26 protein-coding genes are annotated in these 22,572 nt (G+C 74.6%); 16 read left to right on the top strand and 10 right to left on the bottom strand.

Annotation, left to right across the window (positions count from 1 at the left end):
- Window positions 1–37 precede the first annotated feature (37 nt).
- Entirely contained in the window at window positions 38–502 is a 465-nt protein-coding gene (locus AMK25_RS19685) for a hypothetical protein (RefSeq protein WP_073829794.1), read from the bottom strand.
- 48 nt (window positions 503–550) lie between these two features.
- Between AMK25_RS19685 and AMK25_RS19680 the strand changes: the two genes are divergently transcribed.
- Window positions 551–2,203, top strand: a complete 1,653-nt coding sequence (locus tag AMK25_RS19680; protein ID WP_073829793.1) for a DUF885 domain-containing protein — start codon at window positions 551–553, stop codon at window positions 2,201–2,203.
- On the opposite strand, the gene AMK25_RS19675 is transcribed toward AMK25_RS19680, so the two are convergent.
- The 3 genes from AMK25_RS19675 to AMK25_RS19665 form a co-directional block, all read right to left on the bottom strand.
- On the bottom strand, window positions 2,149–3,357 hold the full coding sequence (locus AMK25_RS19675) for a hypothetical protein (RefSeq protein WP_073829792.1): 1,209 nt from the start codon (window positions 3,355–3,357) through the stop codon (window positions 2,149–2,151). The genes AMK25_RS19680 and AMK25_RS19675 overlap by 55 nt on opposite strands.
- Window positions 3,358–3,400: 43 nt before the next feature.
- Entirely contained in the window at window positions 3,401–3,913 is a 513-nt protein-coding gene (locus tag AMK25_RS19670) for an NUDIX hydrolase (protein ID WP_073829791.1), read from the bottom strand.
- A gap of 99 nt (window positions 3,914–4,012) precedes the next feature.
- The gene (locus AMK25_RS19665) at window positions 4,013–4,609 is read right to left on the bottom strand and encodes a DUF4291 domain-containing protein (protein WP_073829790.1); all 597 of its coding nucleotides are present in this window, start codon (window positions 4,607–4,609) and stop codon (window positions 4,013–4,015) included.
- A gap of 79 nt (window positions 4,610–4,688) precedes the next feature.
- Between AMK25_RS19665 and AMK25_RS19660 the strand changes: the two genes are divergently transcribed.
- Window positions 4,689–5,183 (top strand): type II toxin-antitoxin system PemK/MazF family toxin, encoded by a 495-nt coding sequence (locus AMK25_RS19660; protein WP_073829789.1) that lies wholly within the window; start codon window positions 4,689–4,691, stop codon window positions 5,181–5,183.
- Window positions 5,184–5,192: 9 nt separating this feature from the next.
- Here the strand turns inward: AMK25_RS19660 and AMK25_RS19655 are convergent, their stop codons facing one another.
- Window positions 5,193–5,828, bottom strand: a complete 636-nt coding sequence (locus AMK25_RS19655) for a GGDEF domain-containing protein (RefSeq protein WP_073829788.1) — start codon at window positions 5,826–5,828, stop codon at window positions 5,193–5,195.
- 227 nt (window positions 5,829–6,055) lie between these two features.
- Here AMK25_RS19655 and AMK25_RS19650 point away from each other — a divergent pair, with 227 nt between their 5' ends.
- The 4 genes from AMK25_RS19650 to AMK25_RS19635 all read left to right on the top strand — a co-directional run bounded on the left by AMK25_RS19650 (window position 6,056) and on the right by AMK25_RS19635 (window position 9,752).
- Entirely contained in the window at window positions 6,056–6,313 is a 258-nt protein-coding gene (locus AMK25_RS19650) for a DUF397 domain-containing protein (RefSeq protein ID WP_030502645.1), read from the top strand.
- A 103-nt stretch (window positions 6,314–6,416) separates the two neighbouring features.
- On the top strand, window positions 6,417–7,304 hold the full coding sequence (locus tag AMK25_RS19645) for a helix-turn-helix domain-containing protein (protein ID WP_073829787.1): 888 nt from the start codon (window positions 6,417–6,419) through the stop codon (window positions 7,302–7,304).
- Window positions 7,305–7,379: 75 nt separating this feature from the next.
- Window positions 7,380–8,228: an SAM-dependent methyltransferase gene (locus AMK25_RS19640; RefSeq protein ID WP_073830042.1), complete on the top strand. Its 849-nt coding sequence runs from the start codon at window positions 7,380–7,382 to the stop codon at window positions 8,226–8,228.
- A gap of 84 nt (window positions 8,229–8,312) precedes the next feature.
- Window positions 8,313–9,752, top strand: coding sequence for a serine/threonine-protein kinase (locus tag AMK25_RS19635; RefSeq protein WP_073829786.1), 1,440 nt, complete (start codon window positions 8,313–8,315; stop codon window positions 9,750–9,752).
- Window positions 9,753–9,774: 22 nt separating this feature from the next.
- On the opposite strand, the gene AMK25_RS19630 is transcribed toward AMK25_RS19635, so the two are convergent.
- On the bottom strand, window positions 9,775–10,467 hold the full coding sequence (locus tag AMK25_RS19630) for a carbon-nitrogen hydrolase family protein (RefSeq protein WP_073829785.1): 693 nt from the start codon (window positions 10,465–10,467) through the stop codon (window positions 9,775–9,777).
- 66 nt (window positions 10,468–10,533) lie between these two features.
- Between AMK25_RS19630 and AMK25_RS19625 the strand changes: the two genes are divergently transcribed.
- Entirely contained in the window at window positions 10,534–11,319 is a 786-nt protein-coding gene (locus AMK25_RS19625) for a DedA family protein (RefSeq protein ID WP_073829784.1), read from the top strand.
- Here the strand turns inward: AMK25_RS19625 and AMK25_RS19620 are convergent.
- Both AMK25_RS19620 and gdhA read right to left on the bottom strand, forming a co-directional pair.
- A complete protein-coding gene (locus AMK25_RS19620; protein WP_073829783.1) occupies window positions 11,283–12,680 on the bottom strand; it encodes an alpha/beta hydrolase family protein in 1,398 nt (465 codons plus the stop codon). The genes AMK25_RS19625 and AMK25_RS19620 overlap by 37 nt on opposite strands.
- A gap of 151 nt (window positions 12,681–12,831) precedes the next feature.
- Window positions 12,832–14,163: an NADP-specific glutamate dehydrogenase gene (gene gdhA / locus AMK25_RS19615; RefSeq protein ID WP_073830041.1), complete on the bottom strand. Its 1,332-nt coding sequence runs from the start codon at window positions 14,161–14,163 to the stop codon at window positions 12,832–12,834.
- Between the two features lie 92 nt (window positions 14,164–14,255).
- Here gdhA and AMK25_RS19610 point away from each other — a divergent pair, with 92 nt between their 5' ends.
- From AMK25_RS19610 to AMK25_RS19595, 4 genes are read left to right on the top strand one after another with little or no spacing between them, the layout of a single operon-like run.
- Complete coding sequence (locus AMK25_RS19610; protein WP_073829782.1) at window positions 14,256–14,579, top strand: MazG-like family protein; 324 nt, start codon at window positions 14,256–14,258, stop codon at window positions 14,577–14,579.
- A gap of 56 nt (window positions 14,580–14,635) precedes the next feature.
- Window positions 14,636–15,463: a hypothetical protein gene (locus AMK25_RS19605; protein WP_073829781.1), complete on the top strand. Its 828-nt coding sequence runs from the start codon at window positions 14,636–14,638 to the stop codon at window positions 15,461–15,463.
- A gap of 16 nt (window positions 15,464–15,479) precedes the next feature.
- Window positions 15,480–16,451 (top strand): pirin family protein, encoded by a 972-nt coding sequence (locus AMK25_RS19600; protein ID WP_073830040.1) that lies wholly within the window; start codon window positions 15,480–15,482, stop codon window positions 16,449–16,451.
- A gap of 44 nt (window positions 16,452–16,495) precedes the next feature.
- A complete protein-coding gene (locus tag AMK25_RS19595) occupies window positions 16,496–17,164 on the top strand; it encodes a hypothetical protein (protein WP_073829780.1) in 669 nt (222 codons plus the stop codon).
- 344 nt (window positions 17,165–17,508) lie between these two features.
- Here AMK25_RS19595 and AMK25_RS19590 read toward each other — a convergent pair whose 3' ends face one another.
- On the bottom strand, window positions 17,509–17,778 hold the full coding sequence (locus AMK25_RS19590; RefSeq protein WP_073829779.1) for a DUF2795 domain-containing protein: 270 nt from the start codon (window positions 17,776–17,778) through the stop codon (window positions 17,509–17,511).
- Window positions 17,779–17,944: 166 nt separating this feature from the next.
- Here AMK25_RS19590 and AMK25_RS19585 point away from each other — a divergent pair, with 166 nt between their 5' ends.
- Window positions 17,945–18,352, top strand: a complete 408-nt coding sequence (locus AMK25_RS19585) for a DUF2267 domain-containing protein (protein WP_073829778.1) — start codon at window positions 17,945–17,947, stop codon at window positions 18,350–18,352.
- A 15-nt stretch (window positions 18,353–18,367) separates the two neighbouring features.
- On the opposite strand, the gene AMK25_RS19580 is transcribed toward AMK25_RS19585, so the two are convergent.
- On the bottom strand, window positions 18,368–19,543 hold the full coding sequence (locus tag AMK25_RS19580; RefSeq protein ID WP_073829777.1) for a CaiB/BaiF CoA transferase family protein: 1,176 nt from the start codon (window positions 19,541–19,543) through the stop codon (window positions 18,368–18,370).
- Between the two features lie 246 nt (window positions 19,544–19,789).
- Between AMK25_RS19580 and AMK25_RS19575 the strand changes: the two genes are divergently transcribed.
- Genes AMK25_RS19575 through AMK25_RS32755 form a run of 4 tightly spaced genes read left to right on the top strand, consistent with a single transcriptional unit; the run spans window position 19,790 to window position 22,545 of the window.
- On the top strand, window positions 19,790–20,824 hold the full coding sequence (locus AMK25_RS19575; protein ID WP_073829776.1) for a TerC/Alx family metal homeostasis membrane protein: 1,035 nt from the start codon (window positions 19,790–19,792) through the stop codon (window positions 20,822–20,824).
- 50 nt (window positions 20,825–20,874) lie between these two features.
- The gene (locus AMK25_RS19570; RefSeq protein WP_073829775.1) at window positions 20,875–21,474 is read left to right on the top strand and encodes a sulfite oxidase-like oxidoreductase; all 600 of its coding nucleotides are present in this window, start codon (window positions 20,875–20,877) and stop codon (window positions 21,472–21,474) included.
- 40 nt (window positions 21,475–21,514) lie between these two features.
- A complete protein-coding gene (locus tag AMK25_RS19565) occupies window positions 21,515–22,234 on the top strand; it encodes a ferredoxin reductase (RefSeq protein WP_192900350.1) in 720 nt (239 codons plus the stop codon).
- Window positions 22,235–22,251: 17 nt separating this feature from the next.
- Window positions 22,252–22,545, top strand: a complete 294-nt coding sequence (locus AMK25_RS32755) for a DUF6510 family protein (protein WP_225980862.1) — start codon at window positions 22,252–22,254, stop codon at window positions 22,543–22,545.
- The last annotated feature ends 27 nt before the right edge of the window (window positions 22,546–22,572 follow it).

The following is a 22,572-nucleotide window of genomic DNA, read 5'->3' as shown; positions in this document are numbered from 1 at the left end:
CGTGTCGGTTCCGGGCCTCCCGGCCGGCACGAACTCCTTACCAGCGGTGGCCCTCCGGGGCCGGATCCGGCTCCGCCCACCCGTCGGTGCGCCGGGGCTGCACGATGAGCAGCGCCACCAACAGGTGGGGGATGGCCACCGGCACCGCCGCCCTCGCACCGGCCGCGGCGAACACGAACAGCGGGAGCGGCACGCCGAAGAGCAGGATCGCAGCCAGCCTGAACCAGTACCACCGGACGCGGGACAGCAGGCGCAGCACTCCCAGGCAGCCTGCGGCCAGAGCGGTCACCATCACCCCACCGGGGCTGAGGAGCACGGACGGCAACTCGGTGAGGGCCCGGCGGAGAGCCTCGACGCGGCCGCCGGCCGGGGCCGGCTCCCACAGCAGGGGGACCACGACGGCGACACCGAGGTAGAGCAGCAGGTGGATGCCGACCCAGAGAGGGGCGGGCAGGGCAGCGAGAGCGTGGATCGGTCGCCGGCGAGACGCATCGACGTTCACGGCGCGAGCGTAGCCGGAATCCGGCGGTGTGCGGTTAGCCTCGACACCATGATCGACGAGTTCACCGACGGGTTGCTGGGGGAGGTGACCCGCCTCGATCCGTGTGTGGCGGTGGTCGAGGCCGGTGAGCAGGACGTCGACGGGCTCACCGACTACAGCCCGGAGGGTCACCAGGCCCGCGCCGATCTCGCCGCGCGCGCCCTGCGCCGGATCGAGGCGCTGCCCGCCAGGAGCCCGCTGCACGAGCACCTCGCCGAACGGCTGCGCGCCCGGATCGCCTTCCACACCGCCGGGGAGGACCTGCGGGAACTGCACGTCGCGGCCACCGGCCCGCTCCAGCTCATCCGCCAGTGCGTCGAGTCCACGGTGCCGGGCCGCGACGCCGGGCGCGCGGCCCACGAGGACGGCTGGGCCCGCGTGGGCGCGCGCCAGGCCGCGATCCCGGCATCCCTGGACGGGTACGCCAGGAGTCTGCTGGTCGCCGCCGAACGCGGTCACCTGCCCACGCGACGCCAAGTGGACCTGGTGACGCAGCGCTGCCGCAACTGGATCGACGAGGACACGGCGCTCGTGCAGCGCTACGGCGACGGCCCGCAGCGCCCGTCGTTGCAGGCGGCGGCGCGGGACGCGCGGGAGGCGTACCGGAGGTTCGCCACGACGCTCACCGCGGACCTCGCGCCGCTCGCGCGCGACGACGAGGCGTTCGGCCCGGCGCGGTACGCCCTCTGGGTGCGGACGTTCCTCGGCATGGAACCGGACCTGCGCGAGCTGTACGAGTGGGGCTGGGACGAGTTCACCGCGACCGAGGCGCAACTGGTCGCGGAGGCGAAGACGCTGGGCGGGACCGTGCCCGAGGCGCTGGACCGGCTCGGCCGTCCCGACGCGCCCGGCACCATGCACAGCCGGGCCGCGTTCGGCGCGTGGTTGCAGGAACTGCTGGAGGCCACCACCGAGCGGCTCCACGGCACGCACTTCGACATCCCCGCGCCGCTGCGCCGCGTCGAGTCGCGCATCACCGCGTCAGGTGGCACCGCCTACACCGCGCCGTCGCGGGACCTGACGCGGCCGGGCCGGGTCTCGTGGCTGCTGCCCGCGGGCCAGGAAAGCTTCCCCACCTGGTGGGCCTACAGCACCGCGTACCACGAGGGCGTTCCCGGCCACCACCTGCAACTCGGCGCCGAGGCGTGCCGGGGCGGTCCCGGGCAGCGGTTGAACCTGCTCGGCGGGCTCTCCGGCGCCCAGGAGGGCTGGGCGCTGTACGCCGAGCGGTTCATGGACGAGCTCGGGCTCTACGAGCAGCCCGGCGCCCGGTTGGGACACCTGTTCATGCAGTTGCTGCGGGCGGCGCGGGTCGTGCTCGACATCGGCTTGCACCTGCGGCTGCCGATGCCGTCCGCCGACGGCGCGCCGTGGACGCCGGAGTCCGCGCTGGACCTGCTGCGCGACCGCTGCCACCAGGGGCCGTACGCGCCCCTGGAACTGGCCCGGTACCTGGGCCGCCCCGGGCAGGCGCTCACCTACAAGGTGGGGGAGCGGGTGTGGCGCGACGGCCGCGCGGCGTTCCCCGGCGACCGGCGGGCGTTCCACAGCCACGCCCTGGCGCTCGGCTCGCTGGGACTGGACCAGCTGGCGAGGGCGCTTCCCGCCTATCCGGCCTCGTCGGCGGGCAGCTCCTCCGGGTCGGCCACCCAGGCGGAGTAGACCGGCAGGGCGTGCCAGGGGCCACCGGCCGCTTCGGTGGTCACCGCGACCACCGCGTACGGATGACCGAAGCGCAGCTCGGCGACGCGGGCGACACCCTCCGGCGGCAGCGCTGTCGCCCGGCCGAACGCGGTCACCGCGGCGGCCTCGAAGCCGTAGCGGCCGAACCGGGCAACCGCCGACTGCGCGGCGTCGAACCCCGGCCCGGCCAGTCCCAGCAGCCGGCCCAGCGCCCGCGCCGCCGCGTCGAAGCCGAACCCGGCCCCGGTCAGGTCGTGCCGGCTCTGCGCCGACCAGCACGGCAGCACCGCCGTCGCGCGTTCCTCCCGGCCGTCGTCCGCGTACGTCCGGGTCGGCTCCTCCCGCAGCGTCCACAGCGGCGTCTCGCCCAGCGGCAGGTCGAACAGCGAGCGGCGCCCCGGGTCCGGCGCCGTGGCGGCGGCCACGGCCAGCTCCTGCGCGGCGGCCAGCACGTCGGCGGCCGGAACCTGCGGCGCGGCGGCCACCGACAACACGAGCATCCCGGCGCCGTCGTCGCCCTCGGCGGCCGGGACCGCGTGCACCGCCACCTCGCCGGCCCGGTCGGTGGCCGCCACCCAGCAGCGGTGCCCGAACGGCGGCGTGCGCAGCACCCGGCTCAATCGGCTCGACCAGGCGCTGCCCGAGCCCAGTTCCGTGCCCGGGGCGGTGTCGAACGGGTCGGCCCACGACACCCGGGTGGCCAGCGCGTTCGCCAGGACCAGCAGCGTGTCCGCGGCGACGTCGAGCGGGAACCGCTCGATCAGCCCGCCGGTACGCTCCCGCGCCCAGGCGTCGAGCGCCGCCTGGTCGGGCAGCGCGCCGCGTTCGGTGTCCTCCGGCAGGGCGGCCCGCCACGCGGCCAGCTCCGCCATCGGCGTGCGCTCCCACAGCGCGGTGGCCGCGGCGACCATCGGGTGCGGCGCGGCGAGCAGCGCCCGCGCCTCGGCGGCGGCGTCGTCCGGGTCGAGGCCGAGCGCCCCGGTCAGCGCCGCACGGTCCTGCCCGGTGGCGGTCGGGCCGGTCAGCGCCAGCAGCAGCCATGCGCCGAGCGGCGAGGCGACGTGGTGGGTGTCACCGGCGGCGCGGTGCAGCCGCTCGGCGTAACGGGCCAGGGATGCGCGCAGGGGAGTCACGGCTCCACTCTGCCCGCTCGCGCGCCGCGTGGCACGCCCGCGCTCAGGACCACAGTTCGAACGGCTCGTCGATCTCCTCGCCGGCCAGGAACGCGGGCAGCAGCTCCGGCAGCCGCCCGGGATAGCAGCGCGGCCGCTCGGCGAGCACCTCGGCCAGCGGCCACCAGCGGAACCCGAAGTAGTCCTCCACCTCGTAGTCCAGCCGCAACGCCTCGTCCACGTCCGGCCCGGGGCCGGGCAGCCGTACCGCCACGATCACCTCGTCCTGGAGGTGCCGGCGCTGCCGGTGCCGGAAGCTGGCCCGGCGCCGCCACGTCGGCGCGCCCACCTCGTCGGGGCCGATGGCGATGCCGGTTTCCTCGCGCAGTTCGCGGACCGCCGCCTCCCGGTACGTCTCACCCGGGTCCAGGCCGCCGCCGGGCAGCTCCCACCACACGCCGAGGTCGGGGTGGTCCGGGTCGCGGGTGTGGAACAGCAGCAGGCGGTCGGCGGCGTCGAGCACGACCAGCCGAACCGCGCTGCGCTCGAACACCGGCAGATCGTCAGGTAGCTGCACGCCCCCAGCGTAAGGAAGGGCCCCTTATTAACGCCTCCGGTAGTAGAAGGGCCCCTTATTAACAGCGCGCCTCGCGGCGCCGCGCCGCGCCGGAACCGCTCAGCCGGCGTCGACGATCCGGGCCACGTCGGGCGGCAGCGGGTACGGCCGCTCCACCGGCACCAGCGCCGCCGCGCCGACCTCGTCGCCGTCGGTGAGTCGACCGTGCACGGACCGGGCCAGCCCGGTGACGTCGGTGAGCCCGAGGACCCACTCGTCGACGTACCGGTGGACCGCCTCGCCGGACAGCCCGACCTGCAGTGAGCGGTACGGCAGCGGCGCCAGCCGCAACGAGCGTTCCGGGTCCCACTGCACCCGCACCGGGCTGACCCGCAGGCCGCGCCGCCATGCCTCCCGGTCCGGGTGCAGGCGGGGGGCGTAGCTGCTGAGGCAGGCGTGCCGCAGGGCCCACTCGAAGCCGGCCCGGCTGATGTCGACCGCCAGCACCCGTTCCTGGCCCGGCTTGAGCGCCCAGCCGCAGCGGTACATCATCCAGCGGAACGACGGCTTGATCCAGGTCATCCGTTCCCGTTTGAACGGCGGCACGAACCGGCCCGCGCGCAGCGCGGCGTCGGCGATCTCCGGCGGGTACGCCTGGTAGACGGTGACGGCGTCCGCGGTGAACGCGGCGCGGATCTGGTGGCGGGGCACTGTCACCGGCGCATGATGGCACCGCCTACCCGACCCGGCGACCCGATTCCCGGGCGGTCGCACCCCGGCCGATAGGCTGCCCGCCGTGGCAGGTCTGTTGAAGAACGTGGCGTCGCGGCTCGGCCGGATCACCCGGGGCGTGCCCGCCCCGCCCCGCACGGGCGGGCCGATCCCGGCCCAGGTCGCACGCCGCCGCCAGGTCAGCGCGCTGCAGCGCCGCGAGTTGTCGTACGCGCCGGAGCCGGACGGCCAGGCCGACCCGGGCGAGATCGTCTGGACGTGGGTGCCCTACGAGGACGACCCCCGCCAGGGCAAGGACCGCCCGGTGCTGGTGGTGGGGCGGCACAGCCGCACGTTGTTCGGGCTGATGCTGTCCAGCCAGAGTGACCGGGACGGTCAGCGGCACTGGCTGGCGCTCGGCCCGGGGGAGTGGGACCGGGACAACCGGCCCTCCTGGGTGCGCCTGGACCGGGTGCTCACCATGCGCGAGGACAGCATCCGCCGCGAGGGCGCGGTGCTGGACCGGCCGCGGTTCGACCGGGTCGGGCAGGCGCTGCGCGCCGGCTACGGCTGGCGCTGACCGCGCGGGTCAGTACTCCGCGACGAGCTGGCGGGGCGGCCGGGCCGCGCCGAGCGTCTTCGCCTCGTACATGGCGGCGTCGGCGCGGCACAGCGCGTCGGTGAGCTGCGTCGGGCAGTGCACCGGCGCCAGCCCGACCGAGGCGGTGACCTGGATGCTGCGCCCGCCCAGCGGGATGGGCGCGGCGAGCGCCTCGCAGAGCCGCCGGGTGGCGTGCTCGATCCACCGGCGGTCGGCCGTGGGGCTGGCCAGCAGGCCGGCGAACTCGTCGCCGCCGAGGCGGGCCACCAGGTTGTTGCCGGCGAACGCGGCGAGCCGCTGCGCGACGCTGATCAGCACCTGGTCGCCGGCGGCGTGCCCGTAGCGGTCGTTCACCTGCTTGAAGTTGTCGAGGTCGAGGACGACGGCGACCAGTGGCTGGCCGGCCGGGTCGGTCAGCAGGGTGGCGGCCAGCCGGAAGAACGCGCGGCGGTTGGGCAGCCCGGTGAGCGGGTCGTGGCTGGCCGCGTGCCGTTCGGCGGCCAGTTCGGCCTGGAGCAGCTCGATTTCGGCCTCGGCGCGTACGGCGCGACGGCGCAACTGCCAGGCCGAGATCAGGGCGCCGGCGGCGGATATGCCGGAGGCGACGGTCATCGGATCCGGCACGCGCGTCCTCCTCACCGCAGTCCCCTAGCCGCGCGCGGCGGCATCCGGAGGCCGGGTTCGGGTCACCGAATGTGAGCGACCCGGCACACCGTACGTTTCGGCTATCATGCTCTCCGTCCATTGCAGATGCAATAGCAGATGCACGTGCATCTCACTCCTCAGTCGACAGACGTCGCCACCCACCGCTCCTCCCCGCGGCCTCGGCTGGCTCATCCCGAAGGACGCCCATGCAACAACCCCCGAACGGTGTGCCCGTACCCGAGCTGCCCCCGATGCGCTGGTCGAAGAGTCGTCGCAGCAACCCCAGCGGCAACTGCGTCGAGTTGGCCGAGCTGCCCGGCGGCACCGGAATCGCGGTCCGAAACTCCCGGCACCCGGAGGGCCCGGCGTTGATCTACACAGTGGACGAGATCGCCGCCTTCGTGCTCGGCGCGCGCGACGGCGACTTCGACCACCTGATCCCGCCGTCCCGCACACGGGACTGATTCGTCGCTCCGAAGGAGTTCACCTCACTGTCAGTTCATGGCATGCTTACTCGTCGGCCGGGACGGCACCCGGCCGGGGCAGTCGGGATGCGAGGGCGGTCAGGTGGCGACGGTGCCCGTCGAGGGTGGTCCGACAAGCGGGCCCACCGTGCTGCGCATGTTGCTCGGTGGGCAGCTGCGGCGGCTGCGTGAGGGGGCCGGGGTCAGCCGGGAGACGGCCGGCTGGGAGATCCGCTCCTCCGAGTCGAAGATCAGCCGGATGGAGCTGGGCCGCGTCGGCTTCAAGGAGCGCGACGTGGCCGATCTGCTCACGCTCTACGGCGTCACCGACGCCGCCGAGCGCGAGGCGCTGCTCAAGCTCGCCCGGGACGCGAACAGCCCGGGCTGGTGGCACCGCTACGGCGACGTGCTCCCCGCGTGGTTCCAGGCGTACCTGGGCCTGGAGGCCGCCGCCGCGCTGATCCGCACGTACGAGGTGCAGTTCGTGCCCGGCCTGCTGCAGACCGCCGCGTACGCCCGGGAGGTGATCCTGCTCGGGCACCGCAGCGCGTCGGCGGCGGAGCTGGACCGGCGGGTGGAGCTGCGGATGCAGCGCAAGGAGCTGCTGCGCCGCAGCAACCCGCCGCAGTTGTGGGCGGTGCTCGACGAGGCGGCGCTGCGCCGCCCGATCGGCGGAACCGCGGTGATGCGCGAGCAGTTGGACGCGCTGATCGAGGCGACCGCCGCGCCGCACGTACGGCTGCAGATCGTCCCGTTCTCCGCCGGCGGGCACGCCGCGGCCAGCGGCGCCTTCAGCATCCTGCGCTTCGGCGACGCCGACTTGCCGGACATCGTCTACATCGAGCAGCTGACCAGCGCCATCTACCTGGACAAGCGCGACGACCTCGACTTCTACGCCGAGGCGATGGAACGGCTGTGCGTGGAGGCCGCACCGCCGGAGCGCACCCGTGAGCTGCTGGCCCGCCTTCGCGACGAGCTGTACCCCGCCTGACCGGCCCGGCCCCGGGCAGTAGCATGATCCGCACCGGAGACAGTGGACTGTGGCACCCGAGTCGTGGAGGCGGCCTTGACCAGCGACGCACCAGGGACGGCGCCCGGTTCGGGGCCGCTCGGCGACCGGATCGACACGACCGTGGCGCACCCCGCCCGCCGGTACAACTACTGGCTCGGCGGCAAGGACAACTTCCAGGCCGACCGTGACTCCGGCGACGCCATGGCGGCACGCTTCCCGACCATCCGGATCAGCGCGCTGGAGAACCGGCGGTTCCTGCGCCGCGCGGTGCGTCACCTGGCCGGTGAGGCGGGCATCCGGCAGTTCCTGGACATCGGCACCGGCATCCCCACCGCCGACAACACCCACGAGGTGGCGCAGGCGATCGACCCGCGCGCCCGGGTGGTGTACGTCGACAACGACCCGATCGTGCTGGCCCACGCCCGCGCGCTGCTCACCAGTTCGGCTGACGGCGTCACCGCCTACCTCGACGCGGACCTGCGTGACCCGGAGCGGATCCTGGCTCACCCCGATCTGCGCCGCACGCTCGACCTGTCGCAGCCGGTGGCGCTGATGCTGCTGGCGGTGCTGCACTTCGTGCCCGACGGCGAGGACCCGTACGCGATAGTCGACACCCTTCTCGACGCGCTGCCCCCGGGCAGTTACCTGGCCGCCTCGCACGCCACCCACGACTACCTTCCGGCGGAGGTGGCCGCCGAGGCGAAGGCGGCGGCCCGGGGCGGTGGCCCGCACGGCGTGATCAACCTGCGCAGCCGGGAGGAGGTCGTGCGCTTCTTCGACGGCCTCGAACTGGTCGAGCCGGGCGTCTGCTCGGTGGCCGAGTGGCACGCCGACGGCGAGCCGGAGCCGCGGCCGTCGGTGGTCGACGTCAGCATGTACGGCGGGGTCGCCCGCAAGCGCTGACGCGGGCGGAAGAACGCCGGAACGGTACGAAACGGGGGGCGCGGGTTGGTGCGGCCGGTGCCGCACGTGGCAGCCTGGTGAATTATGTCGCCGTTCACGCCCGCCCTGCGCCTGCACGACCGCTACGTCCTGCGTGAGCGCATCGGCCTCGGCGGGATGTCCGAGGTGTGGCGCGCCGACGACGAGGTGCTGCACCGTTCCGTCGCGGTCAAGGCCCTCGCCGGGCAGCTCGCCGCCGACCCGCAACTGCGGGCGGTGATCCAGCGCGAGGCCCGCGCGGCGGCGCGGCTCACCCACCCGCACGTGACCCAGGTGTACGACTACGGCGAGGCGACGCTGGACAGCGGCGTCGTGGTCCCGTACCTGGTGATGGAGCTGGTGGAGGGGCAGACGCTCGCCGACCGGCTGGCCGGCGGGCCGCTGGCCTGGCCGGACGCGGTCCGCACGGCCGGGCAGGTCGCCGGGGCGCTGGCCGCGGCGCACCGCATCGGCGTGGTGCACCGCGACATCAAGCCGGCGAACGTGATGCTCACCGAGACCGGCGCGAAGGTGCTCGACTTCGGCATCGCCGCGCCCGCCGGCCCGCACCCGGTCACCGGGCACACCGGCGTGCTGCTGATGGGCACCCCCGCCTACTTCGCCCCGGAACGCCTCGACCCGGGCCCGGCGAACCCGGCCGGCGACGTGTACGCGCTCGGCGTGCTGCTGTACCGCAGCCTCACCGGCCGGGCCCCGCTGCCGGTGCGCAGCTGGGACGACGTGCTGGAGGTGCGGCGCAACCGGTCGCCGGTGCCGCCGCCGCGGGTGCCCGGCCTGCCGCCGGAGATCGCCGATCTGGTGCTGGCCTGCCTCGCGGCGGACCCGCAGCGGCGGCCCACAGCGGCCCGGCTCGCCGAGCGGCTCGGCGCGGGCCGCCCGGCGGATCCGCCGACCGCGATCCTGCCCACCGTGGCGCCGGTGGCGCATTCGCCCACCCTGGTCGAGCGGGTTCCGGCCGCCACGGCCCGCCCGGTAGCGCCGCGGCGTCCCGTCGCGCCGCCGCGCCCGGCCGTCTCCTCGAACCGGCTGTTCGGGCTGCTCGTCGCCGGTGCCGTGGTGCTGCTGCTCGCGGTGGTCGGCTCGCTGCTGTGGGGCGACGGCTCCGGCGCACCGCCGGCCGCCGCGCCCACGGCCGGCCCGTCGACGCGCGCGGCCGAGCCGCCCGCGCCCGAGCCCAGCAGCGCGGCGCCGCCGTCGACGGCGCCCGAGCCGGTGACGCTGCGGCAGCTCGGCGACCGGTTCGACGAGTTGCTCGACCGGGCCGAGTCGATCGGGCTGATCGACGGCAAGACCGCCGACGACCTGCGCAAGAAGGCCGCCGAGCTGGAGCGGGGCAAGCCGAAGGACCGGGAGAAGCGGGTCGAGGACCTGCGCGAGAAGATCGAGGACGCCGCCGAGGACGACAAGATCGATCGCGTCACCGCCGCCGGGCTGCGCAAGCTGCTCGACGGCTACGAGCGGCTGCGCGGCGGGGACGAGGGCTGAGGCGCCCGGCCGTCTCTCGTCCTCAGTGCAGGGTTCCGGTGACCACCTCACCGGCATCCGCGCCGGCGCGGACCACCGGCTCACCCGCCGGTGACCAGATCCCCGAACCGCCTGCGGCGCGCGCGTACCCGCCCCCTGTCGACCCGGCGAAACTCGCCGTCGCCACCCACACGCCGTGCGCGGCGGCGACCCGGCGGGCCCGTTCCTCCGGCACCGCCGCGTCGTCGGCGGACTCCAGCACCCCGGCCAGGTAGGCGTCCGCGCCGAGCGCCACAGTCGCCGCCGCGTGCTCCGGCGTGCCGGTGTCCTTGCAGACCGCCAGGCCCAGCCGCCAGCCGTCCACATCGAGCACCGCCGGCTCCCGGCCCGGCCGCATGTGCTGCGGCTCCGCTCCACCCAGGCACATCTTCCGGTACGCCACCCGCACGCCCTCGCCGTCGACCGCGAGCACCCCGATGTGCGGCCCGGGCACCGGCGCGCCGGCCAGCGCCAGCGTCCCGGTCTCGGCGCACGCCGCGCGCAGCGGCGCGAGCCGGGGATCGTCCGGGTCCAGCGGCGCGGCCGTCAGTTCGTACCCGGTCAGTGACATCTCCGGGAAGACCACCACCCGGGCCGACGCGGCGCGCACGGCGTCGGCGTGCCGTGCCGCGTTGCCCTCGACGTCGTCGGAGAGGGTGAGCGGCTGGGCGACCGCGATCCGCAACGGCGTACGCATGCCGCACACGATAATGGTTCCCATCACGCGTGGCCGTCCACGGCTTCGCCCCGTAACGTTGGTCGGATGATCGGAAACGCACAGCTGCTCGCCGGCCACCGGGTGAGCGCCGCGCGGGCGGCAGAGCCGTCCGGCGACGGGGTGACCGGGTGGGTCACCGGCCTGATGGAACGGCTCGGCGGTCCCGGCGCCGGGCTCGCGGTGGCGCTGGAGAACCTGTTCCCGCCCATCCCCAGCGAGGTGATCCTGCCGCTGGCCGGCTTCACCGCGAGCCAGGGCCGGATGAGCCTGGTCGGTGCGATCGTCTGGACCACACTCGGGTCGATCGTGGGCGCGCTGGCGCTCTACTACATCGGCGCGGCGCTGGGGCGGGACCGGATGCGCGCCCTCGCCGCGCGGCTGCCGCTGATCAAGCTGGAGGACGTGGACCGCACCGAGGCGTGGTTCCTGCGCCACGGCGTCAAGGCGGTGTTCTTCGGCCGGATGATTCCGATCTTCCGCAGTCTCATCTCCATCCCGGCCGGGGTGGAACGGATGCCGGTGCCGGTGTTCCTGCTCTACACCGCGCTGGGCAGCCTGATCTGGAACACCACGTTCGTGCTGGCCGGGTACCTGCTCGGTGAGCAGTGGCACGTGGTCGAGGCGTACGCCGGCACGTTCCAGAAGATCGTGATCGTGGCGGTGGTCGCCGGGTTCTGCTGGTTCGTGGTCAGCCGGGTCCGCCGCTCGCGCCGGACCGCCCTCGCGCCGGACCCGACCCCGGCACCGGAGTCGGCACCGGCGCCGGAGTCGGAGTCGGCCCGGCAGGGCACTGTCTACCGGGGCGGCTGGTACGGCCGCGAGGAGGGCTGAACCGGACAGGCCGGATAGAGCGGGCGGGTGCCGGCGCCGGCGGCCCGGGCGGCCTGGTCGCTGAACCGGCAGCCGAAGTCCGGCGCCGCCACCGCTCGCGCGTCGGTGACCGGGTCACCGGCCGGGCGCTTTCCGGTGCGTACCCAGCGGGTCAGGTCGTCCCAGGCGGCGCCGGCCTCGGCCGGGCTGAACTCGCAGTGCTGCGCGGTGCGGACGGCCCGCTGCACCAGCAGCCGGGACCGGCCGTGCCGGGCCACGTCCCGGGCGTACGCCTGCTCCATGCCGAACGGCACGAACAGGTCGCCGAGGCCGTGCAGGCTCAGCACCGGCGCGGTGGGCCGCCCGGCGATCCGGGGCACCTCGGTCAGGGTCGGCGAGAGCCGCTGGCGCAGGTTCTCCGGCGCGACCCGCTGCACCGTGGCGTCGAGGTTCACCGGCTGGTTCGGCGTGTACCTGGTGAACAGGTTCGTGGCGAGCTGACCGGGGCGCCGGGCGGGGGAGCCGTCCGCCTCGCTGACCGCGATGCCGAACAGGAAGTCCTTCCAGACGGCGAACGCGGCGTCGGCGCCCGGCCGGGGCCCGCCGGAGCGCGCCACGGTGACCGCGCGCAGTTGCTTGCCGAGCGCGTTCGTGGTGTCCGGGCCGCCCGGGCTCAGCCCGGCCAGGCCGAGCGTGACCTGGATCCGGGGCACCGCCGAGGTCAGGTAGTCCGGCGGCGTCGGGTACGCGCGCACCCCGGCCAGCGCCTGCGCCACCAGGTTGTAGTCCAGGAAGAAGTCGAACAACTCCTGGTCGCCGAGCACCCCGCACATCGGCAGCGCCCCGGCGTAGTAGCCGGGGTACTGCTCCAGCGAGCGGCCGATGACGTGACCGCCCATCGACACCCCGGCGATCAGCACGCGGTGCGGGCGGCGGACGGTACGGCTGAACAGGTCGGCGAGGGCGCGGGTGCTGCGTACGCCGGAGCGCACGTCGTAGCCGTTGCGGTCGTACGACGACGACGCCCACGCGTACCCCTGCGCCACCAGGCGCTGCCGCAGGTCGAAGCCGGGCGGCTCCGGCGACAGCTCGGTGCCCTGGCCGCGGTAGCCGTGTGCCCACATCACCAGCTCGCCGTTCCAGCGCGCGGGGATCTCGATGACATACCCGGCGTTGGCGTGCACGCCCTGCCGCACGGTGGTGGCGGCCCCGCCGACGACGAGCGGCGGCAGCGGCGGGTTGACGATGGTGTAGCCGGGCAGCGGGCCGCTGCCGTCGTCGCGGCCGGTGGCGGCGGCGGGGGCCGCGCCGGTGAGGCCGAGCGTCAAGGCGAGGGCCATGCCGACGGCGAGCAGCCGGCGGCGGACGGGTGAGGGCTGCATCGCTGCTCCCCGGGGACGGGTGCCACCCCGGGACGGGGGCGACGACGCGGGACGGATGCCTACCGACCGGTAGCGCCCTGAACCTAGGCCGGGCTTCGAGAGCTGTCAATCACTGACCGACCGCTCGGTCAGCGCCCGTCCCGCGTGCCGCTCACACCAGGCCGTGCGCCAGCATCGCCTCGGCCACCCGCCGGAACCCCTGGATGTTCGCGCCGGCCACGTAGTCGCCCGGCAGGCCGAACTCCTCCGCGGTCGCCCAGCACCGGTCGTGCACGTCCCGCATGATCTCGCGCAGCCGCTGCTCCGACTCGCCGAACGTCCACGTGTCGCGGCTGGCGTTCTGCTGCATCTCCAGCCCGCTCACCGCCACGCCGCCGGCGTTGGCCGCCTTGCCCGGCGCGAACCGCACCCCGGCCCGGCCGAGGATCCGCACCGCCTCCGGCGTGGTGGGCATGTTCGCCCCCTCCACCACCGCGACACACCCGCCGGCCACCAGCGCGGCGGCCTCCGCGCCGCCGATCTCGTTCTGCGTGGCGCAGGGCAGCGCCAGGTCGCAGGGCACCTCCCAGACGTTGCGGTCCGCGACCGTGACGGCGTTGCGCGCGTGCTCGGCGTACTCGGCCAACCGTCCCCGGCGCTGCTCCTTCAGCTCCCGCAGCAGCGCCAGGTCGATGCCCTTCTCGTCGACCACGTAGCCGCCGGAGTCGGAGCACGCCACCACCGTGCCGCCGAGCTGGTGCACCTTCTCGATCGCGTAGATGGCGACGTTGCCGGAGCCGGACACCACCACCCGCTTGCCCTCCAGGCTGTCACCCGCCTGCCGGAGCATCTCGTCGGCGAAGAACACCGCGCCGTACCCGGTCGCCTCCCGGCGCGCCTGCGCGCCCCCGTACGCCAGGCCCTTGCCGGTGAGCACGCCCGCGTCGTACCGGTTGGTGATCCGCTTGTACTGCCCGAACAGGTAGCCGATCTCCCGGCCGCCCACCCCGATGTCACCGGCCGGCACGTCGGTCTGCGGGCCGATGTGCCGGTACAGCTCGGTCATGAAGCTCTGGCAGAACCGCATCACCTCGCGGTCGGAGCGACCCTTCGGGTCGAAGTCCGCGCCGCCCTTGCCGCCGCCGATCGCCAGGCCGGTCAGCGCGTTCTTGAAGATCTGCTCGAATCCGAGGAACTTCACGATGCCCAGGTAGACCGACGGGTGGAAGCGCAGCCCGCCCTTGAACGGGCCGAGCGCGCTGTTGAACTCCACCCGGAAGCCGCGGTTCACCCGTACCCGGCCCTGGTCGTCCTCCCACGGCACCCGGAAGATGATCTGCCGCTCCGGCTCGCAGACCCGCTCGACCACCTCGGCGTACTCGGGATGCCGGGCCAGGGCCGGACCGATGCTCTCCAGCACCTCACGGACCGCCTGGTGGAACTCGGGCTCTCCCGGGTTCCGGGCGACCACGCCGGCGAACACCGACTCGACGGTCTCCGGCATCACGGGCACCTCCTCTCGCCTCGCACACCGGCCCTGCGACCGGCGTCGCCCCAGGATACGAACGGTTTGAGCGGTCAGGTTCACTGGTTGCCGTGGACGCCACCATCTGGACAACGGCGCGGGACGCGCGCGCCTGGCTGGACGCCGCGAACGGCCGCGGCGACACCGAACTGACCTGTCGCATCCTCAAGATCGGCGAGGAGGCCGGCGAGGTCGCCGCGGCCTGGATCGGCCTGCTCGGCCAGAACCCGCGCAAGGGCGTGACGCACACCCGCGAGGAGGTGGCCGCCGAGTTGGCCGACGTGGCGTTCACCGCGCTCGTCGCCATCGAGAGCCTCGGCCTGGACGCCCACGCCGTGCTGACCGCGTGCGCCGCCAAGGTGCGCTCCCGTACCGCTGCCGCCCAAGGGGAATGAACCGAGTGGGAAACGGACACGTATGACCCGGTGGGGACCGGCGAGAGGGGACGACCATGACCGCATCCGAGGATGAGCCCGGCCTGACCCGACCCCGCTGGTCCGGCGCGGCCCGCCTGCTGGCCGCCGCCGCCGTGCTGGTGGTCGTGCTCGGCGGGGTGGCCGTGGCGGTGACGCTGTCCAACCCGGGCCGGCTCGGCGTGGTCTTCTCCGGCGGCGCGCCCCCGTCGCCGGCCACCGGCGCCGGAGGTGTGGGCGCGGCCGAGGCCGCCGGGGCGCAGACGCTCGCCGCGCCCCGGGCCGGCCGGCAGCGCGCCGAGTTCGAGCTGACCGACGGCCTGACCCGGTTCACCCTGCGGACCGCCGACCTCGGCGCCGACCTGTACCGCATCGACGTACCCGAGGACGCCGGGGTCACGCCGCGCCCGCTGATGGTCGGGGACCGGGTCCGCCTGCGGATCGAGGAGAACGGCCGCCGGGGGCCGGCCGCCGTCGACGTGGTGCTCAACTCCCGGGTCACCTGGCGGCTGCGGCTCGTCGGCGGCGTCAGCGAGCAGCGGCTCGACCTGGGCGAAGCCCGGCTCGCCGGGATCGACCTGGTCGGCGGCGCCTCGCGTACCCGGCTGCTGCTGCCCCGGCTGAACGGCTCGCTCACCGTCCGGATGACCGGCGGGGTCAGCGAGCTGACCGTCACCGTGCCCGGCGCGCCGCCGGTCCGGGTGCGGGTCGCCGCCGGGGCCGGTTCCCTGACCGTCTACGAGGAGCGGCACGGCGGGATCGCCGCCGGGGACCTGGTCAGCTCACCGGGCTGGGACCGGGCGGCCGACCGGCTCTACCTCGACCTGGCCGCGGGCGCGAACGCGGTGAGCGTCACGGCGGACTGAGCGTACAGTCGGGGTGGTGGACCGCACCGAATCCCTGCCTGCCCAGACGCTTCCGCCCGGCGTCGGCCCGACCGACCCGGGCAGCGTGCTGCTGCCGGGGCACGACGTCCCCCTCGGCCGCTACACCACGGTGCGCCGGCTGCTGCCCCAGCGGCAGCGCCGGATGGTGGGCGCCTGGTGCTTCGTCGACCACTTCGGGCCCGACGACGTCGCCGACCGGCCCGGCATGGAGGTGCCGCCGCACCCGCACACCGGGCTGCAGACCGTCACCTGGCTGCTCGACGGGGAGATCCTGCACCGCGACAGCCTCGGCAACGTCCAGCCCATCCGCCCCGGCCAGCTCAACGTGATGACCTCCGGGCGCGGCATCGCGCACTCCGAGCGCTCCCCGCTGGTGCACCCGCCGCTGATGCACGGCGTGCAACTCTGGGTGGCGCTGCCCGACCCCGCGCGCGCCGGCGACCCGGACTTCGCCCACCACGCCGACCTGCCCCGCTGGCGCGACGGCGACCTGGACGTCACGTTGCTCGTCGGCGAGTTCGGCGGGCATCGCTCGCCCGCCGTCGTGCACACCCCGCTGGTCGGCGCGCAGCTCGAGGTCCGCGGCGCGGCGCCGGCCACGCTGCCGCTGCGTCCGGACTTCGAGTACGCGCTGCTGGCCATGTCCGGCGCCGCCGACTGTGACGGCACGGCGCTGGCTCCCGGCGCGCTGCTCTACCTGGGTCTCGGCCGGAGCGCGCTGACGCTGAGCGCCGAACCGGGCACCCGGCTGCTGCTGCTCGGCGGCACCCCGTTCGACGAGCCGCTGGTGATGTGGTGGAACTTCGTGGGCCGCTCGCACGAGGAGGTAGTGGCCGCCCGGGAGGACTGGATGGCCGGTCGCCGCTTCGGCGTGGTCGCCGACGACGCGGCGCCGCCGCTGCCCGCGCCCGCGCTGCCCACCACCCGGCTCAAGGCCCGCGACCGCAGTGGCGGCGTACGCGGCTGACCGTCGTACCCGAATGCCGGGCCGTCGCCTGGGTAGTCGGCGGCATGCCGACAAAGACCGCCCCGCGCGACGTCGCGGACAAGAAGCGGCTCGCCCGCCGGCTCGCCGGGGACGGCCGCGGGTTCGCCGAGAGCTTCGGGTTCCGGGTGACGAACAACCCGGCCCAGTTGTTCCAGGTCCTCTACCTGTCCGTCCTGCTGGCTCGCCGGGGCGACTTCCACCGCGCGGTCGACGCGGCCACGGCGCTGCGGGACGCCGGCTGGGACACGGCGGCGCGGATGGCCCGGTCCCGCCACGAGGACCGGGTACGCGTGCTGCGCGCCGCCGGGCTGCGCGGCGACCTGGCCGGGCTCGCCGACACGCTCGGGGACCTGGCCCGCACGCTCGTCGACACGTACCGGGGCGACCTGCGCCGGCTGCGTACCGCCGCGCGCCAGGACCCGGCGGGGGAGCGGCGGTTGCTGATCGATCTGCCCGGAGTGGACGACGAGGTGTGCGACCTGTTCCTGCGCGAGGCGCAGGCGCTGTGGCGCGAGGCGGCGCCGGTGGCCGACCGGCGAGCGCTCGCGGCGGCCCGCCGGCTCGGCCTGGGCCGCACCGCCGGCGACCTCGCGGGGTTGGCCGGCAGCGGCGAGTCGGAACGACTGTCGTGGCTGGTCGGAGCGCTGGCGCGAGTGGACCTGGAGCGGCGGTACGCCGAGGTGACCGCCTGAGCGCGGGCGTGCGCCCGGCCACAGTTTCGCGATTCTCACCCGTTCGGCTGATGTTGCGTCGTATGATGATCGTGGCAGCGATGCCCGCCCGGTTCGGGCGAACATCTCACCGCTCTGCGGTCGCGACCCGGTTCGGGCGTGAACCGCTGGGGAAAGGTGCTGCGTGGCGCCCCAGGTCGCGGTTCGTGACTTGGGGCGCTCGCCTGTCCCGGGCCCGCCGGCGAACCGGACGCGCGACCGCTCACCTGCGACGTCACGCGCCACCGTCCGCGCGCGACGGTCGCGCGCGGGCCGGGCACGCCGAGGCCGGCGGCCGTGTCGCCCGCCGGCTCTCCCCGCGGTGCTCAGATGCCGCGCAGGTGCTGCGAGACGCGCGGGTGGTCGTCCCGGGCCTGCGCCGCGCGCTGCGAGCGGCTCACCTCGGGCGCCGCGTCGATGCCGGCCGAGCGGGCCACCTCGGTGCCGTTGGCATAGTCCACCGGGGGCAGCGCGCGCAACGCCCGCAACACGTCCGGCGGCGCGCCCTCCCGCTCCGCCTCGCGGATGACGTCGTCCTTCCCGGCCGGATAGTCCAGCGCGGACAGGTACTCCAGGACGTCCGAGTAACTCGCCATCAGTCGGGCTCCTCGCGGCAGTAGTTGGGGTCACGACCGGGCGGCGGTTACCCGTCGCGCCGCCGCTCACGCCCGCCGCCGCGGAAAACGTGCCGTCGTTGGCGGAGCCGTTTCCGCAGCGCCGGGGCGGGTAGCCGCGGTGGGCGCACCGAAGGGGGTACCACCGATGCACTACCTGACGTTCGTGGGCCGGGTCGCCCGGCTCACCGGCACCAGCGAGGACCGGGCCGCCACGCTCACCGCCGCCACGCTGGAGACGTTCGCGCAGCGGCTGACCGGTGGCGAGGTGCTGGACCTGGCCGCGCAACTGCCGAAACCGCTGCAGGGGCTGCTCAGCCCGTACCCGCGTGACGAGGCGGCCGACCGGTTCGGCGCGGCCGAGTTCGTCGCCCGGGTCGCCCGCCGCGCCGACTGCGACGAGAACACCGCCCGGGAGGCGGTCCGCGCGGTGTTCACCACGCTGCGCGAGGCGATCGGCGGCGGCGAGTTCCAGGACGTCGTGGTCCAGTTCCCCCGCGACTACCGCGACATGGTGGAACCGGCCCTCGCCCCGGCGGCCACGCACCGGCGCTGACCCGGCCGGCAGCGATCAGGCGATCACACCGGCGGCGCGCAGCGCGGCGATCCGGCCGGCGTCCACCCCGGCGGCCTCGGCGAGCACCTCGTCGGTGTGCTCGCCCGGCCTCGGCGGCGGCCGCCGCACACTGGTCGGGGTGGCCGAGAAGCGCGGCGCGGGCGCGGGCTGGGTGACCCCGTCCGGCGCGACGAAGGCGTCCCGGGCGCGCAGGTGCGGGTGCTCCGGCGCCTCGGCCCAGTCGAGCACCGGCGCCACGCAGGCGTCCGTGCCGGCCAGCAGCTCCGTCCACTCGTCCCGGGTGCGGGTGCGGAACAGCCGCGCCCAGGCGGCCCGCAACGCCGGCCAGTTCGCCGGGTCGTCCCGGTCCAGCGCGCCGCCGTCCGGCGCGTCGTCGCCGTCCAGCGGGAAACCGGTGAGCCGGACCAGTTCGGCGTAGAACTGCGGCTCCAGCGCGCCCACCGCCACGTACCGCCCGTCGGCGCACTCGTACGTGTCGTAGAAGGGCGCGCCGCCGTCGAGCAGGTTCACCCCGCGCGGGTCCTGCCACAGGCCGATGCCACGCAGCGCGTGGATCTGCGTCGCCAGCACCGACACGCCGTCCACGATGGCGGCGTCGACCACCTGGCCGGGCGCGCCGCCGCGCACCGCGTGCAGCGCCGCGACCACGCCGAGGGCCAGCATCATGCCGCCGCCGCCGAAGTCGCCGAGCAGGTTCATCGGCGGCACCGGACGCTCACCGGCCCGGCCCACCCCGTGCAGCGCGCCGGTCAGCGCCAGGTAGTCGATGTCGTGCCCGGCGCGCTGCGCCAGCGGGCCGTCCTGCCCCCAGCCGGTCATCCGCCCGTACACCAGCTTGGGGTTGACGGCGAGGCAGTCGCCCGGGCCGAGGCCGAGCCGCTCGGTGACCCCGGGCCGGAAGCCCTCCACCAGCGCGTCCGCCCCGGCGACGAGCGCCAGCACCAGGTCGCGGCCCGCGGGCTGCTTCAGGTCCACCGCGACCGAGCGGCGGTTGCGGTTGAGCAGGTCGCCCGGGAAGGCGCCGAAGCCGCCGCCGCCGAGCCGGTCGACCCGCACCACGTCCGCGCCGAGGTCGGCCAGCATCATCGCCGCGAACGGCCCGGGCCCGATCCCGGCCAGCTCGATCACCCGTACGCCGGTCAGCGGTCCCTGATTGGTCACCCGCGTCACCCTAGGGGCCGCGATGACCTGGCGCCATGCCCGTCGTCCCCGGCGCAGCTGTTGACCAGGGCAAGCATCTGTGTCCCGACTTGGCGTCCGGTCCGGCGGTGACCTAGCCTTGTGCAGGCGAGGGGAGTACTTCCCACGAATCATTCCGGTCAGTACGGCAAGCCGCCGAGGCGAGCCCCGGGTGGTTGCCCACGAAAACGTGGGTGAAGGAGACCTCGAACATGACACGGTGTTCGAGGAGGTTCCATGCCCGAATTGTCCCCCCTGGCTGCGTCCGAGCTGTCGTCGGTCGGTACGCCCACGCTCTGGGCGGTGACGATCGTCGGCGTGCTCGTGCTGCTGGTGCTGGATTTCCTGGTCACCCGCAAGCCGCACGAGGTCTCCATGCGCGAGGCCCTCGGCTGGTCGGCCTTCTACATCGCGCTGCCCCTGGCCTTCGGCGCCTGGATCTGGTCGCGCTGGGGCAGCCAGCAGGGCATCGAGTACCTCACCGGTTACCTGGTCGAGAAGTCGCTGTCGGTCGACAACCTGTTCGTCTTCATGCTGCTTCTCGCCGCGTTCGCCGTGCCCTCCGTGCTGGCCCAGCGGGTGCTGCTCTACGGCATCGCGGGCGCCCTGGTGCTGCGCGGCGTGTTCATCGCGCTCGGCGCCGCCGCGCTCAAGACGCTCGACTTCGCCTTCCTGCTCTTCGCGCTCATCCTCATCGCCACCGCGGTGAAGCTGCTGCGCGACGCCCTCAGCGGGCACGAGCAGGAGGTCGACATCAACAAGATGCGGTCGGTACGACTGCTGCGCAAGGTCATGCCGGTGGTCGACGACTACCACGGCGCCCGCATGACGATCATGCAGAACGGCCGCCGGGCGCTCACCCCGTTCGCGCTCGTCGTCGTCGCGGTGCTGGCCACTGACATCGTGTTCGCCGTCGACTCGGTGCCCGCCGTCTACGGCATCACCGAGGACCCGTACCTGGTCTTCGCCACGAACGCCTTCGCGCTGCTGGGCCTGCGGGCGCTCTACTTCGTGCTGCACGCCGCGCTGAGCCGGCTCGTGCACCTCAGCTACGGCCTGGCCGTCATCCTGGCGTTCATCGGCCTCAAGCTCGGCCTGCACTGGGCGCACGGCATCTGGGAGGGCGTGCCGGAGATTCCGACGCTCGCCTCGCTCGGCGTGATCATCGGTGTCCTGGTGATCGTCACCATCACCAGCCTCCGGGCCACCCGGGACAGCGGCGACGGCAAGCGCACAGTCGTGCACGAGGTGCAGGGCGGAGGCGGCGCCTGACTCGGTGGGAACCGCTGCCCCGGCACGGCCGGCGGTGGTACGACTGACGGGTGGGAATCGTCTCGCCGGGCTTTCAGGGCCGGCCCCGTTCGTCCGCCTCCGACCTGCCGCCGGGGCAGTACCTCACCGAGGACTTCCCCGTGCTCTCCGCCGGCCCGACGCCGCGGGTGCCGCTGGACACCTGGGAGTTCGTGCTGACCGGTGAGACCGGCGCCGAGTACCGCTGGTCCTGGGACGAGATGATGAGCCTGCCGCAGGACACGCCGACTGTGGACCTGCACTGCGTCACCCGCTGGTCCAAGCTCGGCACCGCCTGGCAGGGCGTCTCCCTGGACACGCTGCTCGACGGCGTCGACACCTCCGCCCGGTACGCGCTCGCGCACTCCTACGGCGGCTACACCACGAACCTGCCGCTGGACGACCTGCGCGGCGGGCGGGCCTGGGTGGTGCACACGTACGACGGAGGGCCGCTGCCGGCCGAGCACGGCGGCCCGGCGCGGCTGCTCGTGCCGCACCTGTACCTGTGGAAGTCGGCGAAGTGGGTGCACGGCATCCGGCTGCTCGTCGACGACCGGCCCGGCTTCTGGGAGACCGCCGGCTACCACGACTACGGCGACCCGTGGCGCGAGCAGCGCTACCAGGGCGACTGAGGTGACGGCGCAGGCGCAGGGCCGCCGCGTCGCGCCGCTGATGTGGCGGGTGGCCCGGCTCGCCGAGCGGCGGATCGAGACGCCCACCGCGCAGACGCTGGTGCTGGACGTGCCCGGCTGGCCCGGGCACCTGCCCGGACAGCACGTCGACCTGCGCCTGACCGCCGAGGACGGCTACCAGGCCGCCCGGTCGTACTCGCTGGCCGGCCCCGCCGACGGCGAGCGGATCGAGGTCACAGTGCAGCGGGTGCCCGACGGGGAGGTGTCGCCGTACCTGACCGACACCTACGCCGAGGGCGACCCGATCGAGGTCCGCGGACCGGTCGGCGGCTGGTTCGTCTGGCGTACCGACGAGACCGCGCCGGTGCTGCTGGTCGGCGGCGGATCCGGCGTCGTGCCGCTGATGGCGATGATCCGCGCGCGCCGGGCCGCCGGCAGCCGCACCCCGTTTCGGCTCGTCTACTCGGTGCGCACCCCGGACGACGTGATCTACGCCGACGAGCTGCGCCGCCGCGCCCGCGACGACCAGGGTCTGGACGTCGCGTACGTCTACACCCGCACCGCGCCCGACGGCTGGCGCGGCGAGCCGCACCGGATCGGCCTGGCCGACGTGAACAGCCACGGCTGGCCGCCGGACCTGGAGCCGCTCTGCTACGTCTGCGGCCCCACCGGATTCGTGGAGACCGTGGCCGACCTGCTGGTGGGGCTCGGTCACCCGACCCGGCGCGTGCGGACCGAACGGTTCGGCCCGACCGGCTGACGACCCGAGGAGAGCGGATGACCGACCTGTCCTACCTGGATGGCAACATGCTCGACGGGCCGCTGCGCGAGTTGTTCGCCGTCGACCTGAGCGCCACCACCGGGCGTTGCGACAACTGCGGCATGACCGGCCCGATGGCCGGGCTGCACGTCTACTCGCACGCCCCGGGCCTGGTCGGGCGCTGTCCCACCTGCTCCGGAGTGATGGTGCGCCTGGTCCGCGCGCCGCAGCGGGCCTGGCTGGACCTGCGCGGCACCACGTACCTCCAGGTGCCCATGCCGGCCGAGCCGGGCTTCCGCGCCGCGCCCTGACGTCTGCGTGGTGGCCGGGCCGCGCCC

The organism is Micromonospora sp. TSRI0369 (genome assembly GCF_001905625.1).
Classification (GTDB): Bacteria; Actinomycetota; Actinomycetes; order Mycobacteriales; family Micromonosporaceae; genus Micromonospora; species Micromonospora echinospora_A.
Note: the sequence above shows the minus strand (reverse complement) of the source record. Positions and strands in the feature narration are given on the sequence as shown.

What these genes read in the sequence shown, in the direction of transcription:
- AMK25_RS19595 (WP_073829780.1), top strand. Translation starts at nt 16,496, where the DNA reads ATGCCGACAAAGACCGCCCCGCGCGACGTCGCGGACAAGAAGCGGCTC.
- AMK25_RS19565 (WP_192900350.1), top strand. Translation starts at nt 21,515, where the DNA reads ATGTGGCGGGTGGCCCGGCTCGCCGAGCGGCGGATCGAGACGCCCACC.
- AMK25_RS19585 (WP_073829778.1), top strand. Translation starts at nt 17,945, where the DNA reads ATGCACTACCTGACGTTCGTGGGCCGGGTCGCCCGGCTCACCGGCACC.
- AMK25_RS19635 (WP_073829786.1), top strand. Translation starts at nt 8,313, where the DNA reads ATGTCGCCGTTCACGCCCGCCCTGCGCCTGCACGACCGCTACGTCCTG.
- AMK25_RS19630 (WP_073829785.1), bottom strand. Translation starts at nt 10,467, where the DNA reads ATGCGTACGCCGTTGCGGATCGCGGTCGCCCAGCCGCTCACCCTCTCC.
- gdhA (WP_073830041.1), bottom strand. Translation starts at nt 14,163, where the DNA reads ATGCCGGAGACCGTCGAGTCGGTGTTCGCCGGCGTGGTCGCCCGGAAC.
- AMK25_RS19620 (WP_073829783.1), bottom strand. Translation starts at nt 12,680, where the DNA reads ATGCAGCCCTCACCCGTCCGCCGCCGGCTGCTCGCCGTCGGCATGGCC.
- AMK25_RS19590 (WP_073829779.1), bottom strand. Translation starts at nt 17,778, where the DNA reads ATGGCGAGTTACTCGGACGTCCTGGAGTACCTGTCCGCGCTGGACTAT.
- AMK25_RS19575 (WP_073829776.1), top strand. Translation starts at nt 19,790, where the DNA reads ATGCCCGAATTGTCCCCCCTGGCTGCGTCCGAGCTGTCGTCGGTCGGT.
- AMK25_RS19680 (WP_073829793.1), top strand. Translation starts at nt 551, where the DNA reads ATGATCGACGAGTTCACCGACGGGTTGCTGGGGGAGGTGACCCGCCTC.
- AMK25_RS19605 (WP_073829781.1), top strand. Translation starts at nt 14,636, where the DNA reads ATGACCGCATCCGAGGATGAGCCCGGCCTGACCCGACCCCGCTGGTCC.
- AMK25_RS19650 (WP_030502645.1), top strand. Translation starts at nt 6,056, where the DNA reads ATGCAACAACCCCCGAACGGTGTGCCCGTACCCGAGCTGCCCCCGATG.
- AMK25_RS32755 (WP_225980862.1), top strand. Translation starts at nt 22,252, where the DNA reads ATGACCGACCTGTCCTACCTGGATGGCAACATGCTCGACGGGCCGCTG.
- AMK25_RS19625 (WP_073829784.1), top strand. Translation starts at nt 10,534, where the DNA reads ATGATCGGAAACGCACAGCTGCTCGCCGGCCACCGGGTGAGCGCCGCG.